Source organism: Microbacterium oryzae (genome assembly GCF_030406385.1).
In the GTDB taxonomy this organism is placed as follows: Bacteria; Actinomycetota; Actinomycetes; order Actinomycetales; family Microbacteriaceae; genus Microbacterium; species Microbacterium oryzae_A.
The window spans coordinates 453,186-469,725 of record NZ_JAUEPM010000001.1 but is presented as its reverse complement, the minus strand read 5'-3'; the positions used below and the strand labels follow the sequence as shown (position 1 = coordinate 469,725).

Sequence of the window (16,540 nt, the reverse complement as noted above, 5' to 3'; positions counted from 1 at the left end):
GGCTTCCGTGAACCCGCCGCGCGGCATGCGCGACTTCCTCCCCGCTGACAAGGCCCGTCGCGAGCGCGTGCTCGCCGTGATCCGCGAGCGCTACCGCGCCCATGGGTTCGACGAGATCGAGACGCCCGTCATGGAGGAGTACGACCGCCTGCATGCGGGCGTCGGCGGCGACAACGAGAAGCTGGCCTTCAACGTCCTGCGTCGCGGGCTCGACGCCGACGCCGTGCGCGCGGCCGCAGATGACCAGGCGCAGCTGAGCGACCTGGGGCTCCGCTATGACCTCACGGTGCCGCTCGCACGCTTCTACGCAAGCCACCGGGGCGAGCTCCCCGCCGTCTTCCGGTCCGTGCAGATCGCGCCGGTGTGGCGCGCCGAGCGCCCGCAGAAGGGGCGCTACCGCCAGTTCGTGCAGTGCGACATCGACATCATCGGCGACGCCAGCGCGCGCGCGGAGACGGAGCTCATCGCCGCGACGCTCGACGCCCTCGACGCGCTCGGGCTCGAGGGCGCCACGGTGCGCATCAACGACCGGCGGGCGCTGGACGCCATGCTCGACCTCTTCGGCTTCCCCGTCGACGAGCGGCCCGGCGTGCTCATCACGATCGACAAGCTCGACAAGGTCGGCGCCGAGGGCGTCGTGGCCGAGCTCCGTGGACGCGAGGCGACCGCGAGCGCCGTCGACGCGCTGGAGGCGTTCCTCACCCGTCCGCAGACGCTGGAGTTCCTGCCGTTCGGCGAGGGACAGATCCGCAAGGCGCTGCCCGAGGGCGTCGCCGACGAGATCGTCGCGCACCTCGTCGGCATCGGCGAGGCCGTGGGCGCCGCGCGCGGGGCTGACCCGGTCGGCGGGGAGCTGCCGCTGCAGTTCGACCCGTTTCTCGTCCGCGGCATGGGGTACTACACCGGCACCATCTTCGAGATCGCGCACCCGTCGGTGTCGTACTCCCTGGGCGGCGGCGGGCGCTACGACGGGATGATCGGCCGCTTCCTCGGCCAGGATGTGCCGGCCGTCGGCTTCTCGATCGGCTTCGAGCGCATCGTGGATCTCGTCGCGCTCGCCGAGGCGTCCGCCGCCGAGGCGGTCGTCCTCGTGCACGACCGCGACGTGCCCGCGGCCGAGCTCCTCGCGCTCAAGGCCGCGCTCATCGCCGAGGGCTCGCGCGTGCGTCTCGAGCGCCGGACGAAGAACCTCAAGGGGCTGCTCGAGCGAGCGACGACCGACGGGTACACCGCGTTCGCGACCGTGTCCGCGGGCGCGCAGCGCGACGACCTCGAGCTGAAGCCGCTGAGCTGACGGTTGCGCGCGGGCGGCTGCGCGCTGGCGGCTGCGGCTGGCGGCTGCGGCTCAGTCGCCCGCCGTCCCGCCCTCCACCAGACGCTCGTGTCTCACTGCGCGCGGCTATCCGGCAGCTGAACCCGCGTGAACTGAGACATGCCTGGCTGAGCTGGACTCTCGTGTCTCACTTCGCGCGGCTATCCGGCAGCTGAACCCGCGTGAACTGAGACATGCATAGCTGACCCGGACCCCCGTGTCTCACTGCGCGCGGCGCTCGATCGTGAGCCGGACGGCGCGGTAGACGACGCCGACGGCCACGACGACGACGCCGCCCACGACGCTCTGCCACGGCAGGGCAAGGGCCAGCGCGAGGCAGCCGGCCGTGCCGACGACCTGCAGCCAGCGCGGGTAGCGGCGGACGGCCTCGCCCTGCCGCCACGCGGCGAGGTTCGCCACGAGGTAGTACAGCAGCACGCCGAAGGACGAGAAGCCGATCGCGCCGCGCAGGTCCGCGAACGCGATGATCGCGATGACGGCGAGGGCGAGGGCGATCTCCGCACGGTGCGGCACGCGACGCCGCGGGTGGACGGCCGCGAGGAACCGCGGCAGGTCGTCCTCCCGTGCCATCGCGAGGGCGGTGCGGCCGATGCCCGCGATGAGAGCCAGCAGGGCGCCGAGCGCGGCCGCCGCCGCCCCCACGCGCACGACGGGCTCCGCCCATTCCCATCCGGCAGCAGACACGGCGTCCGCCAGGGGAGCGGCCGAGAGCGCTGCGCCGTCGGGGCCCAGCGCGTGGAGCACGGCGAGCCCGACGACCGCGTAGACGACGATCGCGAGACCGAGCGCCAGCGGGATGGCGCGGGGGATCGTGCGACCCGGGTTGCGGACCTCCTCGCCGAGCGTCGCGATGCGGGCGTACCCGGCGAACGCGAAGAAGAGCAGACCCGCCGCCTGCAGCACGCCGTACGCGTCGAACGCGGTCGCCGCGAGCGGAGCGGCCGCCGGCGCGGCGAACCCCCCAGCGATGCCGACGGCCAGGCACGCGAGGACGATCACGACGATGACCCTGGTGGCGAGCGCCGTGCGCGTGACGCCGAGCAGGTTCACCCCCGCCAGGAGCGCGACGGCGAGGATGGCGACGAGGCGCTCCCATCCGGCGGGCGCGACGTAGGCGGCGAAGGCGAGCGCCATCGCCGCGCAGCTCGCTGTCTTCCCGATGACGAAGCACCAGCCCGCGAGGTACCCCCACCACGCGCCCAGCTCCGCTCGGCCGTATGCGTATGCGCCGCCCGCGACGGGATGGACGGCGGCGAGCTGCGCAGAGGACGTCGCGTTGCAGAAGGCCACGGCCGCCGCGATCGCGAGTCCGGCCAGGAGCCATGACCCCGCCGCTCCGGCAGCGGGCCCGAAGACGACGAACACCCCGGCGCCGATCATGGAGCCGAGGCCGATCGCGACCGCATCGCCGAGGCCGAGTCTGCGCGCGAGCGCTGGTGTCGTCATGGGCCGGAGTATAGGGCGGTCGGATGGCGCGCCGGAGTCGCTCGAATATTGTTCTATTTGCGCTAGAATAACCATGTGCTGATCCGCATCGACCCGACCCGCGAAGAGCCCGTGTTCGCGCAGATCGCCGGGTCGATCCGCGGCGACATCGTCGCGGAGCGGTCGAAGCCGGGAGATCGGCTGCCGGCCGCGAAGGAGGTCGCCACCGCGCTCGGCGTGAACCTGCACACCGTGCTGCACGCCTACCGGCAGCTGCGCGAGGAGGGGCTCGTCGACATGCGCCCCGGTCGTGGCGCGGTGGTCACCGATGCCGCCACGCCGCTCGCGGCGCTGCACGACGACATCCGCACCCTGGTGCGCCGGGCGGAGAAGCTCGGAGTGTCTCGCGAGGTGCTCGCCGGCGTCGTCCGCGAGACCCGCACCTGACCGCCGCATCCGCCCCGCGGCTCCCGCCGCCGATCGAAGGAGGACCTGATGACCAGCAGCCAGACGCCCGACCGGGCCCGGGCGATCGCTCGCTTCCGCTGGGTCGGCCTCTACGTCCCGGTGGCGCTGTTCGCCCTGATCGCGCTCGTGCAGACGGTGCTGCTGCCCGCCATGCCCGACCCTGCGGCTACCCACTGGGGCCTCGCCGGCGGTCCCGACGGGTTCGGCCCGGCCTGGACCTTCCCGCTCATGACCCTGCTGCTCGGCGGCGGGGTGACGGCCCTCATCGCCGGCATCACGCTTGCGGGCATCGCCAGCCCGAATCGGCCGATCTCGTATCGCTTCATCGCCGCCGTCATCTGGTGGGAGGTCGGTCTCCTCGGCATCGGGCTCTCGTCGACCTTCTTCGCGCAGCTGGGTCTCGACGACGCTCGCGATGCGGGCTCGGCGACCTGGGGGCTGGGGGCGGGGTTCCTGTTCGGATTCGTCCTCGGCGCCATCGCGTGGCGGCTGTCGATCGAGGTCCCCGGCGAGGACGAGGCTGTCGCACCGGAACCCGTCGCGCTATCGAGCGGAGAGCGGGCGGTGTGGCTGCGCACGGTGACGATGGCACGGTCGGGCTGGATCGTGCTCGGCGCGCTGCTCGGCATCGTCCTCGTCGTCGGGATCGTCACCCTCGCCCTCGACGTGGCGCACCTCGGCGCACCATCTGCCGGCACCTGGATCACCTTCGGGTCGCTGATCGTCGTGTCCTTTCTCGTGGGGACAGGGTGCGTCGCGCGCGTCCGCGTCGACGAAAAGGGGCTCTTGGTGCGCGCGCCCGTCGGATGGCCGCGCGTGCGCATCCCGCGCGCCGAGATCCGCTCGGCGGAGGTCGTCTTCGTGAGCCCGATGGCGGAGTACGGCGGCTGGGGATGGCGCTACGGCACGGGAAGCGGCTGGGGCGCTGTCCTGCGCGCAGGCGACGCCCTGCGCGTGACGCGCACGAACGGGAAGGTCTTCACCGTCACGGTGGACGACGCGGGGACCGCCGCCGGACTGCTGGTGGCGATGGACAGGAGAACCGGAGAACGATGACCGAGAACGCACCCGTGAAGCCCGCCCTTCCGGCTCCGCCCCTCGAGCGCGTGCCCTGGCGCGGGGTCGCCGTCTACGCCGTCGCGGCGGTCGGACTGGCGTGGCTCGTCGCCCTTCCGCTGTGGCTCGGCGACCGCGCGGCGTCGCCGCTGTTCACGCCGATGGCCTCGCTCATGATGTTCACGCCGCTCGTCGCGACGCTGGCAGTGGTCGTCGTCCTGGGCGTGCCGCCGGCCGATCGCCTGCGCTTCCTCGGCATCTGGCCGCTGCGTCCGGTGCGACGCACGATCTGGTTCGCGGTGGCAGCCGTGTTCGTGCCGCCGATCCTCGTCATCCTCGTCGCACTGCTCGCGGGCGCGCTCGGCCTCGTCGAGCTGGATCTCGTCGGCTTCTCCGGGTTCGCCGAGACGGTCGCTACCTCCCTCGCGGCGTCGGGCGTCGATCCCGATCTCGTGCCCGTCCAGGCGCTCGTGATCGGGCAGCTCGCGGCCATTCCGCTGGGTGCCCTCGTCAACAGCTTCCTCGCGTTCGGCGAGGAGATCGGATGGCGCGGGTGGCTGCTGCCGGCGCTCCGGCCGCTGGGCGTGTGGCCGGCGCTCATCCTGTCGGGCGCGCTGTGGGGACTGTGGCACGCGCCGCTCATCCTGCTCGGATACAACTTCGGGCGCACCGACGCCTCCGGAGTGCTCCTCATGACCGCCGGCTGCGTCGCCTGGGGCGTGCTCTTCGGGTGGGCGCGGCTGCGCACGGGCTCCGTCTGGCCAGCCGTCATCGGGCACGGCGCCCTCAACGCGGGAGGAGCCGCGGTGCTGCTGTTCGCGGCGGCCGGAGCCGACGTCGATCTCGCGATCGCGGGGCCGCTCGGGGTCGTCTCCTGGATCGTGCTTGCGGTCGTCGTGGCCGTGCTGGCGCTCTGCGGGCAGTTCCGGCGGAACGTGCTGGGCCCGCGCTGACGTTACGATGCTCTGGACGGCGCGTCGCCGCGACCCCTCCCGACGCCCGGCACCTCGCTGTGCCGGACCGCCTCCCCGAAGGACACCCCCATGCGCTCCTCCTCGTTCCCCCGTCGCGGCCTTGCCGCGATCGGCCTCGCCGCGACCGCCGCCCTCACCCTCGCCGCCTGCTCGTCGGACGGCGGCTCGGACGCCGACGGCGGCGAGGGCGAGTCTGCGTCGTTCTCCGTGGGCATCAGCCAGCTCGTACAGCACCCCGCGCTCGACGCGGCGACCGACGGCTTCAAGCAGGCGTTCGCCGACGCCGGCTACGTCGAGGGCGAGACCGTCGAGTTCGACGAGCAGAACGCGCAGGGCGAGCAGGCGAACGCGGTCACCATCGCGCAGAACTTCGCCTCGAGCGACCTCGACCTCGTGCTCGCCGTGGCGACCCCGGCCGCCCAGGCCGCAGCCCAGGCCATCCTCGACACCCCCGTGCTCTTCACCGCCGTCACCGACGCGGTCTCGGCGGAGCTCGTCGACTCGAACGAGGAGCCCGGCTCCAACATCACCGGCACGAGCGACGCCGCTCCCATGGACGAGCAGTTCGAGCTGCTGCTGCAGCTCGTCCCCGACGCGAAGAAGGTCGGCATCGTCTACAGCTCCGGCGAGGTGAACTCCGAGGTGCAGGTCGCCGCTGCCGAGGAGGTCGCCGCCGGGCTCGACCTCGAGATCGTCACGCAGACCGTGACCACCGCGAACGATCTCGCGCAGGCCACCGAGGCGCTCGGCGAGGTCGACGCGATCTACGTCCCCACCGACAACATGGTCGTCGCGGGTCTCGCCTCGCTCGTCCAGGTCGCCGAGACGAACCAGATCCCCGTCATCGCCGCCGAGGCCGGCACCGTCGAGAGCGGCGCGATCGCGACCATCGGCATCGACTACACCGAGCTCGGCCGGCAGACCGGCGAGATGGCGCTGCGCATCCTCGAGGACGGCGCCGACCCCGCCACCATGCCCGTGGAGACCGCGTCGGAGTTCACGTACGTCGTGAACCCCGGGGCGGCCGAGCGGATGGGCGTGGAGATCCCCGCCGACATCCTCGACCAGGCTGAGACCGTCGAGTAGGGCCGGGCGGAAGGAGCGCGCATGATCGGCGCGATCGAGCTGGGCCTCGTCTACGGGGTCATGGCGCTGGGCGTGTACCTCACGTTCCGCATCCTCAACTTCCCCGACCTCACCGTCGACGGGAGCTTCACCACCGGCGCCGCGGTCGCCGCCGCGATGATCACGACCGGGCAGAATCCGGTTCTCGCGACACTCGCGGGCGCCGTGGCCGGCCTGGTCGCGGGCGCGATCACGGGCCTGCTGCACACGAAGGGCCGCATCGACGGCCTGCTGGCGGGCATCCTCACGATGATCGGGCTCTGGTCGGTGAACCTCCGCATCATGGGCACGGCCAAGGAAGACGCCACGGTGGCGGCGAACCTCCCGCTGCTGCGCGCGGACACCCTGTTCACACCGCTCCGCGAGGCGGACCTCCTCGGCACCTGGGGCGGCATCGGCATCATCCTCGTCGGCGTCATCGTGCTGAAGCTCGCCGTCGACTGGTTCCTCTCGACGAACCTGGGCCTGGCCATCCAGGCGACAGGCGACAACGGGCCGATGATCCGCAGTTTCGGCGTCTCGACCGATCGCACGACCATCCTCACCCTCGCCATCTCGAACGGCTTCGTCGCACTCTGCGGCGCGCTCGTCGCGCAGTACCAGGGGTTCGCCGACATCAGCATGGGCATCGGGCTCATCCTCGTCGGCCTCGCCTCGGTGATCCTCGGCCAGGCCGTGTTCGGGCATCGGTTCATCTGGCTCGCCAGCCTCGCGGTGGTGCTGGGCGCGGTGCTGTACCGCCTCATCATCTTCTTCGCCATGCGCGCGGGTCTCGATCCGAACGACATGAAGCTCGTCACAGCCGTGCTCGTCGTGCTCGCGCTGCTCCTCCCGCGGTGGGGCTTCCTCCGCCGCATCCCGTCGCTCCGGGGGAGGGGCGGCCGCGTGGCGCCACGCGAGCCCGCTCCCGACGCCCCCGAGCCCGCGGCCGTCGCGCCCGCGAACGGAAGGTGACGCCATGCTCGTCATGAAGGACATCGCCAAGACCTTCTTCCCCGGCACGGTCAACGAGCGCCGCGCGCTCGCCGGGCTCAGCCTGCGGCTGGAGGAGGGGGACTTCGTCACGGTCATCGGCTCCAACGGCGCGGGCAAGTCGACGCTCCTGAACTCCATCTCCGGCCGCATGCCCGTGGATGCGGGGGAGATCGAGATCGATGGCCGCCGCGTCAACCGACTCCGCGAGTTCCAGCGCGCCCGCTACGTCGGCCGCGTCTTCCAGGATCCGATGGCCGGCACCGCACCAAACCTCACCATCGAGCAGAATCTCGCCCTCGCCGCTCGACGCGGCCGTGCGCGAGGGCTCGGGCGCGGGCTCACCCGGAAGCAGCGCGAGCGATTCCGCGAGGAGCTGCGCGTGCTCGAGCTGGGCCTCGAAGATCGCCTGAGCGCGAAGGTGGGCCTGCTGTCGGGCGGACAGCGCCAGGCGCTGTCGCTGCTCATGGCGGGGTTCACCCAGCCGCGCATCCTGCTCCTCGACGAGCACACGGCGGCCCTCGACCCGCAGCGCGCGGAGCTCGTGTCGCGCCTCACGCAGCGGATCGTCGAGCAGGGCAACCTCACCACGCTCATGGTCACGCACAACATGGAGCAGGCGCTCGCCCTCGGCAACCGGCTGATCATGATGCACGAGGGGCGCATCGTCTTCACCGCGTCGGCCGAACGCAAGCGCACGCTGAAGGTGCCCGACCTGCTGGCCGAGTTCGCGAAGATCAAGGGCGCGACCCTCGACGACAGGGCCCTCCTGGCCTGAGAATCGTCACATGACAGACGCGACGCGTGACACCTGGGCCGCCGTCGACCGCTACCTCGCCGAGACGCTCGTCGGCCACGACCCCGCCCTCGAGGCGGCCCTGGCCGCACAGGAGCGCGCGGAGCTGCGACCGATCGAGGTCGCGCCCGTCGCGGGCAAGCTCCTGCACCTCCTCGTGCGCATCTCCCGCGCTCGTCGGGTCCTCGAGATCGGCACGCTCGCCGGCTACTCCGCGATCTGGATGGCCAGGGCCCTTCCCGAGGGCGGCCGACTGATCAGCATCGAGGCCGAGCCCGACAACGCCGCCCTCGCGCGCCGGAACGTCGACGCGGCCGAGGTGGGGGACCGGGTGGAGATCCTCGAGGGGCGGGCGGCCGACGTGCTGCCGACCCTCGACGAGGGTGAGCCCTTCGACCTCGTCTTCATCGACGCCGACAAGGAGTCGAACACCGTGTACCTCGACTGGGCCGCGCGCCTGGCGCCTGTCGGCGCCGTGATCGTCGTCGACAACGTCGTCCGCGACGGCCGGGTCGCCGACCTCGGCGACGAGGATGCGCAGATCGCGGGCGTGCGCGCGGGGCTGGAGATGCTCCGCGACGACCCGCGCTTCGATGCGACGGCCCTGCAGACCGTCGGCGTGAAGGGCTGGGACGGCGTCGCGATCGCCGTCCGCGTCTGACCGGGCACGGCCATCCGGCGGCCGGCAATAGACTGACGAGCGGATCGACGTCGCTCCCCGCATTCCCCCATCGACAAGGAGTACTTCCGTGGCACTGATTGAGGCTGTAGGCGCTCGCGAGATTCTCGACTCGCGAGGCAACCCGACCGTCGAGGTGGAGGTGCTCCTCGAAGACGGGATCGTGCAGCGCGCCGCCGTCCCGTCCGGCGCATCCACCGGCGCCTTCGAGGCGTACGAGCTGCGCGACGGCGACAAGGGCCGCTACGCCGGCAAGGGCGTGCAGAAGGCCGTCGACGCCGTCATCGACGAGCTCGGCCCGGCCATCGAGGGCCTCGACGCCAGCGAGCAGCGCGTCATCGACCAGGCGCTCATCGAGATCGACGGCACCGACAACAAGAAGCGCGTGGGCGCCAACGCCATCCTCGGCGTCAGCCTCGCCGTCGCCAAGGCCGCGGCCGACAGCGCCGACCTGCCGCTGTTCCGCTACATCGGCGGCCCGAACGCGCACGTGCTGCCCGTTCCCGCTCTCAACGTCATCAACGGCGGCGCGCACGCCGACACCGGCGTCGACATGCAGGAGTTCTTCCTCGTGCCGCTCGGCGCCGAGTCGTTCAGCGAGTCGCTGCGCTGGGGCACCGAGACGTACCACGTGCTCAAGAGCGAGCTGAAGGCCGGCGGCTACGCGACGGGCCTCGGCGACGAGGGCGGCTTCGCGCCCGATCTCCCCAGCAACCGCGGCGCTCTGGACTTCCTGATGGCCGCCATCGAGAAGGCCGGCTTCACGCCGGGCAAGGACATCGCCGTCGGCCTCGACGTCGCCTCGACCGAGTTCTTCCGCGACGGCGTCTACCACTTCGAGGGCAAGCAGCTCACCGCAGAGGAGCTCACCTCGTACTACGAGGACCTGCTCGCGAACTTCCCGCTCGTCACGATCGAAGACGCGCTGGCCGAGGACGACTGGGACGGCTGGAAGGCCCTCACCGACCGCATCGGCGGCAAGGTGCAGCTCGTGGGCGACGACCTGTTCGTCACCAACCCGCAGCGCCTCGCCGACGGCATCAACAAGGGCGTCGCCAACTCGCTGCTCGTGAAGGTCAACCAGATCGGCACGCTCACCGAGACGCTCGACGCGGTCGCCCTCGCGCAGAGCAACGGCTACACCGCGATGATGTCGCACCGCTCCGGCGAGACCGAGGACACGACCATCGCCGACCTCGCCGTCGCCGTCAACTGCGGTCAGATCAAGTCCGGCGCGCCCGCTCGCAGCGACCGGGTCGCGAAGTACAATCAGCTTCTGCGCATCGAGGAGGAGCTGGGCGCCGGTGCGACGTTCGCCGGCCGCAGCGCCTTCCCGCGCTTCACGGCGTAAGCGGGGCTGAGAACCGCATCACGAGGAGGGGGAGTCATGGCGAAGAGACCATCGGCTCCCCCTTCCCGCGTCCGCGGACGGGGGTCTCGCGAGAGCGGGGTCGACGTGCGCGGCTGGCTCGGGGCCATCCGGCTGTCGGGCTTCACGGCGATCATGCTGGGCCTCGTGGTCCTCGCCGCGTTCGTGCTGGTTCCCACCGCGAGCACGTACCTCGAGCAGCGCCAGCGCATCGCGTTCCTGCAGGAGGCCGTGCAGGTCAGTCAGGACAAGGTGGACGCGCTCGAGCGCGAGCGCTCGCGCTGGCAGGATCCGGCCTACATCACGACCCAGGCGCGTGAGCGCCTGTTCTACGGCTTCCCCGGCGAGGTCGTCTACATCGTCGACGACGACCTCGACGAGTCCGAGCAGCCGGTCGAGCCGGAGCCCATCAGCGCCGAGGTCGAGGAGACCGAGCACGACTGGATGTCGCAGATGCTGCGATCGGTCGTGAGCGCGGGGCTGACGAAGACCGCGGTCTCCGAGGAGGAGACCGTCGAGATCGACGGCGATGTCTTCCAGCCCGACACCAGCACCGACCAGTAGCCTGGCGGGGTGACGACACCCCCCTTCGAGCCCGTGCGACCCGTCGATCTGGAGGTCGTCTCGGCCCAGCTGCAGCGCGAGGCGCGCGGTGTCGTCGGCATCGCCGCCCGGTGCGCGTGCGGCAACCCGACGGTGGTCGCCACGGCCCCGCGCCTGCCCGACGGGACGCCGTTCCCCACGTTCTACTACCTCACGCACCCGGCGGCCACCGCCGAGATGTCGCGCCTCGAGGCGAACCAGCTCATGCCCGAGCTCACAGCGCTCCTGGCCGAGGACGACGGCGTCGCCGCCGGGTACCTCCGCGCGCACGAGGCGTATCTCGCCGACCGTGCGGGCTTCGGCGACGTGCCCGAGATCGCCGGCATCTCGGCCGGCGGCATGCCCACCCGCGTGAAGTGCCTGCACGCGCTGGCGGGTCACGCCCTCGCCGCCGGTCCCGGTGTCAACCCGATCGGAGACCTCGCGCTGGAGCGGTCGTCGTGGTCGCCCGAGCGGTGCGCCTGCGACGATCCCGGCGCCGCTGCATGAGGCGAGCGGTCGTCGCCGGGTTCCTCGCGCTCCTGGCTCTGCCCGGAGCGGCCGCACCGAGCGCCGCTCCGCCCGCTGCGCCCGCACCGGTCCGGGAGTCGCCCGCCGGCGTTCCCGCCGCAGCCGACGCAGGTCTGGCCGAGGGCGCCGATGACGAGACGCCCTCGCCCACCCCGACGCCTGAGCCCGAGGATCCGGTGCGCGCGGCGGAGTACTGGCTCGACCGCTATGGGGTCGAGGACGCGTGGGAGACCACGCGCGGCGAGGGCACCACGATCGCCGTCATCGACACCGGCGTCGCGAAGGGCCCGGTCGAGTTCGAGGGGGTCGTTCGCGACGGAACCGACGTCTCCGGCCTCGGCTCGGCGGACGGCCGCACCCCCGTGGGCGTGCAGGACCAGGACCACGGGTCGTACGTCGCGTCACTCGCCGCCGCTCGCGGGACGGCGGAGGGCGCCGGGATGATCGGCGTCGCGCCCGAAGCCGACCTCCTGTCGATCTCGCTGGGCTTCGGCGCATCTGCCGCGGTGCCGTTCGACGAGCAGGTCGCCGAGGCGATGGTGTGGGCGGTCGACCACGGCGCCGACGTCATCAACCTCTCCTTCACCACCAACACGCTGGACTGGGACGAGATCTGGGACGACGCGTTCCTCTACGCCTTCGACCACGACGTCGTGGTGGTCGTCGCCGCCGGCAACCGCGCGAGCGGGACGACCGTCGTCGGCGCGCCCGCGACCATCCCCGGGGTGCTCGCCGTCGGCGGGGTGGACACCCGGGGCGTGGCGTCGGTCGGCGCGTCGACGCAGGGCATCACGATCGGCGTCGCCGCGCCGAGCGAGGAGCTGCTGGGCATATCGGCGGCGGGGGAGATCGTCGAGTGGAACGGCACGAGTGGCGCTGCGCCGATCGTCGCGGGCGTCGCCGCTCTCGTCCGCGCCGCGCACCCAGAGCTCGACGCGGCCAACGTCATCAACCGGATCATCCGGACGGCCAAGCGCCCGCTGCAGGTGGAGAAGGTGCCCGACCCGCAGTATGGCTACGGGCTCGTGGCCGCCGACGAGGCGGTGAACGCGGATGTCGACGCGGTGAGCGAGAACCCGCTCGGCAGTCTCCAGGAGTGGATCGCCCTGCACCGCCGCGGAGAGGTCGGGCCGGATCCGGAGCCCACCGCGGGAGCCGTCGAACTCCCGCCCATCCCGCCCGCGGATGCGCCGACCGACGAGGCCTCGCCGTTCCTCCCCTCGGCGCAGAGCATGCGCGAGGTCACCCTGCCGCTCTTCGCGCTGAGCGCCGCTGGTATCCTGGTGGTGCTCGGCGTCGTGTCTGCACTCAGGCGCGTTCGGTCGACGCGCGCGCAGCGATAGCCAGCAGGACAACAACTCAAGGAGTCTGTTACACGTGCCCAAGATTCTCATCGTCGGCGGCGGATACGCGGGGTTCTACACCGCGTGGAAGCTCGAGAAGCACCTGCGTCGTGGGGAGGCGGAGGTCGTCATGGTCGACCCGCTTCCGTACATGACGTACCTGCCCTTCCTTCCCGAGGTGGCCGCCGGCTCGATCGAGCCCCGCCACGCGGTCGTCTCGCACCGCCGCCACCTCAAGCGCACGAAGCTCGTCACCGCGAAGGTCACGGGAATCGACCACGCGAACAAGACGGCCACGATCACCCCCGAGGGCGGCGAGCCCTGGGAGTACCACTACGACCAGATCGTCGTGACCGCGGGCTCGGTGTCGCGCACGTTCCCGATCCCGGGCATCGCCGACAACGCGATCGGCATGAAGTCGATCGAGGAGGCCGTCGCGGTGCGCGACACCCTCATCGGCAACTTCGAGAAGGCCGCTGCCCTCTCTAAGGACAACCCGCTCCGCAAGCGGCTCCTGACGACCGTGGTCGTCGGCGGCGGATTCGCCGGCATCGAGACCTTCGCCGAACTGCGCTCGCTCGCGAACTCGCTGCTCGAGAAGTTCCCGGAGATCACCTTCGACGAGACGCACTTCCACCTCATCGAGGCCATGGGCCGCATCATGCCCGAGGTCTCGCTCGAGACGAGCGAGTGGGTGCTCAAGGACCTCGCCAAGCGCGGCGCGCACGTGCACCTCGACACGCAGGTCACGTCGGCCGTCGACGGCCGCGTCGAGGTCTCGACCGGCGAGGCCTACGAGACCGACCTGATCATCTGGACCGCCGGCGTCATGGCGAACCCGATCGTCGTCAATGGCGGCGACCTGCCCAAGGAGGCCCGCGGCCGCATCAGCGCGCAGGCCGACCTGCGCGTCGTGGATGCCGACGGCAACGTCGTCGAGGGCGCCTGGACCGCCGGCGACGTGGCGGCCGTGCCCGATCTCACCGGTGGCGGCGTCGGCGGCATGTGCGTGCCGAACGCGCAGCACGCCGTGCGTCAGGCCAAGCGCCTTGCGAAGAACCTCGTGGCGGTGATCCGCGGCGAGGCTCCTGTCGACTACGTGCACAAGAACCTCGGCGCCGTCGCCGGCCTCGGTCTCTACAACGGTGCCTTCCAGTCGGGCAAGATCGCCCTCAAGGGCTTCGTCGCCTGGGTCGCGCATCGCGGCTACCACGGCCTCGCGATGCCCTCGTGGGAGCGCAAGTGGCGTGTCATCTGGGGATGGGTGCTCAACTTCTTCCTCGGTCGCGACACCGTCCAGCTCGGCACGACGCAGACGCCCCGCGTGTTCTTCGAGACCTACGCGTCGCGCCCGAAGCCGAAGGTGGAGGAGCAGCCCGCTCCCGCCGCCGCGGTGCCGGCCGCGGTCGCGGCGAAGTAACCGCCGCTCACGTGCGCGCGAAGGCCGTCACCGATCTCGGTGGCGGCCTTCGCCATCCGCAGCCCCCCATAGCCCAACGGCAGAGGCAGGCGACTTAAACTCGCTTCAGTCTGGGTTCGAATCCCAGTGGGGGGACGCCGTCTGCGGTCGAGGCCCTGATCGCGCGGGCCGCCGCGGCCTCTCGTCGGCTCACCTCGCGGCCTCCCAGGCCACGAGCTCCTGCCGCTGGCGACCGAGACCGTCGGCCTCGAGCTCGACGACATCGCCCGCCCGCAGGTACGGGTATCTGCCCGAGAGTGCGACGCCCGCCGGGGTGCCGGTGAGGATGAGGTCGCCCGGCTCCAGCGTCGCGAACTGCGACAGGTGGTGCACGATGTGCACGACGTCGAAGACCATGTCGCTCGTGCTCGAGTCCTGCCGGGGCTCGCCGTTGACGAAGCTGCGAAGACCCACGTTCGCGGGGTCGACCTCGTCCGGGGTCACCAGCCAGGGGCCGGTGGGGTTGAAACCGAAGGAGATCTTGCCCTTCGACCACTGCCCGCCCGACACCTCCATCTGGAAAGCGCGCTCCGACACGTCGTTGGCCAGGACGAACCCGGCGATGTGGTCGAGCGACTCGGCGGGGGAGTCGAGGTATGCGGCGCGCTTGCCGATCACGATGCCGAGCTCGACCTCCCAGTCGGTCTTCTCGCTGCCGCGAGGGATGACGACGTCATCGTTCGGACCGACCACGGTGTTCGGGGTCTTCAGGAAGATGATGGGGATCTCCGGCGGCTCGGCGCCCGACTCCGCCGCGTGCGCGACGTAGTTCATGCCGATGCAGATCACCGCGCCCGGGCGCGCGATCGGCGCACCGACACGGAGTGCACCCGCATCGGGGAGCTCGGGCAGCTCGCCGGCGTCTCGTGCCGCGGCGATCCGGTCGCGGAAGCCGCCGGCTAGGAAGCCGCCGTCGATGTCGGTGGTGAGCGGACGCAGATCGAAGTGGCGGTCGCCCTCGACCAGGACGGGGATCTCCGATCCGACGGCTCCGAGACGGGCGAGCTTCATGTTTCTCCTGCTTCGTCGAGGGAGCCGCGCGCATGCGGCCGCGTTGATCGACACTACCCCGGGTGTCTACACTCGCGGGGGATGGCCATGTTCGAGCAGGACCCGGTGCGGCCGGCGCCCTATGAGCGGTTCGCCCGCGAGACGCCGGCCTGGTTCCGCGACGCCAAGCTCGGGATCTTCGTGCACTGGGGGCCGTACGCCGTTCCGGCGTGGGCGGAGCCCATCGGACCGCTCGGCGCCTTCGACCACGCGCACTGGATGGCGCACAATCCCTACGCCGAGTGGTACGCGAACACGATGCGCATCGTGGGGAGCCCCGCATGGACTCACCATCAGGATGTCCACGGCGGCGCTCCGTACGACGCCTTCCTCGACCGCTGGCGGGCGGAGCGCTTCGACGCGGACGCCGTGATGGACCTCGTGTCGAGGGCGGGAGCGCGCTACTTCGTCCCCACCGCCAAGCATCACGACGGCGTGACCCTGTGGGACGCGCCGGGCACGGGGGACCGCAACACGGTCCGACGCGGCCCCCGCCGCGACCTCCTGGGCGAGTTCCGCGAGGCGGCGCAGCGGCACGGGGTTCGTTTCGGGCTCTACTACTCAGGCGGCCTCGACTGGTGGTACGACCGACGCGAGCCCATCACCGGACCGGTCGACGACTCCGTGCGGCCGGTGGATCGCGCCTATGCCGACTACGCCTACGACCACGTCGTCGACCTCATCGAGCGGTACCGCCCGGACGTGCTGTGGGGCGACATCGAGTGGCCCGACGCGGGCAAGGCAGAGGGCGGGAAGAGCCTCGTCGATCTCTTCGACCGGTTCTACGCCGCCGCGCCCGACGGGGTGGTGAACGACCGGTTCGGCCTCACCCACTGGGACTTCCGCACCAGCGAGTACGAGGAGGGGAGGGTTGCCCAGACGGCGGAGATGTGGGAGCACACGCGCGGCGTGGGCTTCTCCTTCGGGCACAACCGCCTCGAGGACGAGAGGCACTCGCTCGACGGGCGCACGGCCATCCGGCACTTCGTCGACGTCGTCTCGCGCGGCGGCAACCTGCTGCTCAACATCGGCCTCACCGCTGCGGGTGAGGTGACGTCGCTGCAGCGCCGTACCCTGGAGGAGCTCGGGTCCTGGAACGCGGCGCACGGCGACGGCGTCTTCGGCTCCCACGTGCTCGACCCGGAGATCGCACGGCCGTCGGATGAGCCGTGGGTGCGCTGGACGCGGCGGGATGGCCGGGCGCACGCGTTCGCGGACGGCCCGATCGGCGCCAGCGTGCCGCTGGACGTCGACCTCGACCGGGTGCACCTCGACGGCACGGAGTGCCAGGGCGCGGAGATCGTCCGGGGCGCGCACGGGATCGCCCTGCGCGTGCTCGCGGCCGGACCCGTGCACGTCGCGTTCCCGCTGCGGTGAC

16 protein-coding genes and 1 tRNA gene are annotated in these 16,540 nt (G+C 71.6%); 15 read left to right on the top strand and 2 right to left on the bottom strand.

Features of this window, described 5'->3' with window-relative positions; genetic code table 11:
- Positions 1-25: 25 nt before the first annotated feature.
- Entirely contained in the window at positions 26-1,294 is a 1,269-nt protein-coding gene (gene hisS, locus QWJ90_RS02445) for a histidine--tRNA ligase (RefSeq protein WP_436836685.1), read from the top strand.
- A gap of 240 nt (positions 1,295-1,534) precedes the next feature.
- Here hisS and QWJ90_RS02440 read toward each other — a convergent pair whose 3' ends face one another.
- Positions 1,535-2,779 carry an APC family permease gene (locus QWJ90_RS02440; protein WP_290106002.1) on the bottom strand — a complete coding sequence of 415 codons (1,245 nt, stop codon included), beginning with the start codon at positions 2,777-2,779 and terminating at the stop codon, positions 1,535-1,537.
- 75 nt (positions 2,780-2,854) lie between these two features.
- Between QWJ90_RS02440 and QWJ90_RS02435 the strand changes: the two genes are divergently transcribed.
- From QWJ90_RS02435 to QWJ90_RS02375, 13 genes are all read left to right on the top strand, one after another.
- A complete protein-coding gene (locus QWJ90_RS02435; RefSeq protein ID WP_290106001.1) occupies positions 2,855-3,205 on the top strand; it encodes a GntR family transcriptional regulator in 351 nt (116 codons plus the stop codon).
- A 48-nt stretch (positions 3,206-3,253) separates the two neighbouring features.
- Positions 3,254-4,282: a DUF1648 domain-containing protein gene (locus QWJ90_RS02430; protein WP_290106000.1), complete on the top strand. Its 1,029-nt coding sequence runs from the start codon at positions 3,254-3,256 to the stop codon at positions 4,280-4,282.
- Positions 4,279-5,235 (top strand): CPBP family intramembrane glutamic endopeptidase, encoded by a 957-nt coding sequence (locus QWJ90_RS02425; RefSeq protein ID WP_290105999.1) that lies wholly within the window; start codon positions 4,279-4,281, stop codon positions 5,233-5,235. Before QWJ90_RS02430 ends, QWJ90_RS02425 begins: the two co-directional genes overlap by 4 nt.
- A gap of 90 nt (positions 5,236-5,325) precedes the next feature.
- On the top strand, positions 5,326-6,342 hold the full coding sequence (locus QWJ90_RS02420) for an ABC transporter substrate-binding protein (RefSeq protein ID WP_290105998.1): 1,017 nt from the start codon (positions 5,326-5,328) through the stop codon (positions 6,340-6,342).
- 21 nt (positions 6,343-6,363) lie between these two features.
- On the top strand, positions 6,364-7,335 hold the full coding sequence (locus QWJ90_RS02415) for an ABC transporter permease (RefSeq protein ID WP_290105997.1): 972 nt from the start codon (positions 6,364-6,366) through the stop codon (positions 7,333-7,335).
- A gap of 4 nt (positions 7,336-7,339) precedes the next feature.
- Positions 7,340-8,131 carry an ABC transporter ATP-binding protein gene (locus QWJ90_RS02410; protein ID WP_290105995.1) on the top strand — a complete coding sequence of 264 codons (792 nt, stop codon included), beginning with the start codon at positions 7,340-7,342 and terminating at the stop codon, positions 8,129-8,131.
- Positions 8,132-8,141: 10 nt separating this feature from the next.
- On the top strand, positions 8,142-8,810 hold the full coding sequence (locus QWJ90_RS02405; protein ID WP_290105994.1) for an O-methyltransferase: 669 nt from the start codon (positions 8,142-8,144) through the stop codon (positions 8,808-8,810).
- A gap of 88 nt (positions 8,811-8,898) precedes the next feature.
- A complete protein-coding gene (eno, locus tag QWJ90_RS02400) occupies positions 8,899-10,179 on the top strand; it encodes a phosphopyruvate hydratase (protein WP_156240846.1) in 1,281 nt (426 codons plus the stop codon).
- 36 nt (positions 10,180-10,215) lie between these two features.
- Entirely contained in the window at positions 10,216-10,761 is a 546-nt protein-coding gene (locus QWJ90_RS02395; RefSeq protein WP_290105993.1) for an FtsB family cell division protein, read from the top strand.
- A 9-nt stretch (positions 10,762-10,770) separates the two neighbouring features.
- Positions 10,771-11,289, top strand: a complete 519-nt coding sequence (locus tag QWJ90_RS02390; protein ID WP_290105992.1) for a DUF501 domain-containing protein — start codon at positions 10,771-10,773, stop codon at positions 11,287-11,289.
- A complete protein-coding gene (locus QWJ90_RS02385) occupies positions 11,286-12,653 on the top strand; it encodes a S8 family peptidase (RefSeq protein WP_290105991.1) in 1,368 nt (455 codons plus the stop codon). Before QWJ90_RS02390 ends, QWJ90_RS02385 begins: the two co-directional genes overlap by 4 nt.
- Positions 12,654-12,687: 34 nt before the next feature.
- Positions 12,688-14,073 carry an NAD(P)/FAD-dependent oxidoreductase gene (locus tag QWJ90_RS02380; protein WP_290105990.1) on the top strand — a complete coding sequence of 462 codons (1,386 nt, stop codon included), beginning with the start codon at positions 12,688-12,690 and terminating at the stop codon, positions 14,071-14,073.
- A 62-nt stretch (positions 14,074-14,135) separates the two neighbouring features.
- Positions 14,136-14,208: transfer RNA gene (locus tag QWJ90_RS02375), tRNA-Leu, on the top strand.
- Positions 14,209-14,262: 54 nt separating this feature from the next.
- Here QWJ90_RS02375 and QWJ90_RS02370 read toward each other — a convergent pair.
- On the bottom strand, positions 14,263-15,123 hold the full coding sequence (locus QWJ90_RS02370; protein WP_290105989.1) for a fumarylacetoacetate hydrolase family protein: 861 nt from the start codon (positions 15,121-15,123) through the stop codon (positions 14,263-14,265).
- Between the two features lie 81 nt (positions 15,124-15,204).
- Between QWJ90_RS02370 and QWJ90_RS02365 the strand changes: the two genes are divergently transcribed.
- A complete protein-coding gene (locus QWJ90_RS02365) occupies positions 15,205-16,539 on the top strand; it encodes an alpha-L-fucosidase (RefSeq protein WP_290105988.1) in 1,335 nt (444 codons plus the stop codon).
- The last annotated feature ends 1 nt before the right edge of the window (position 16,540 follow it).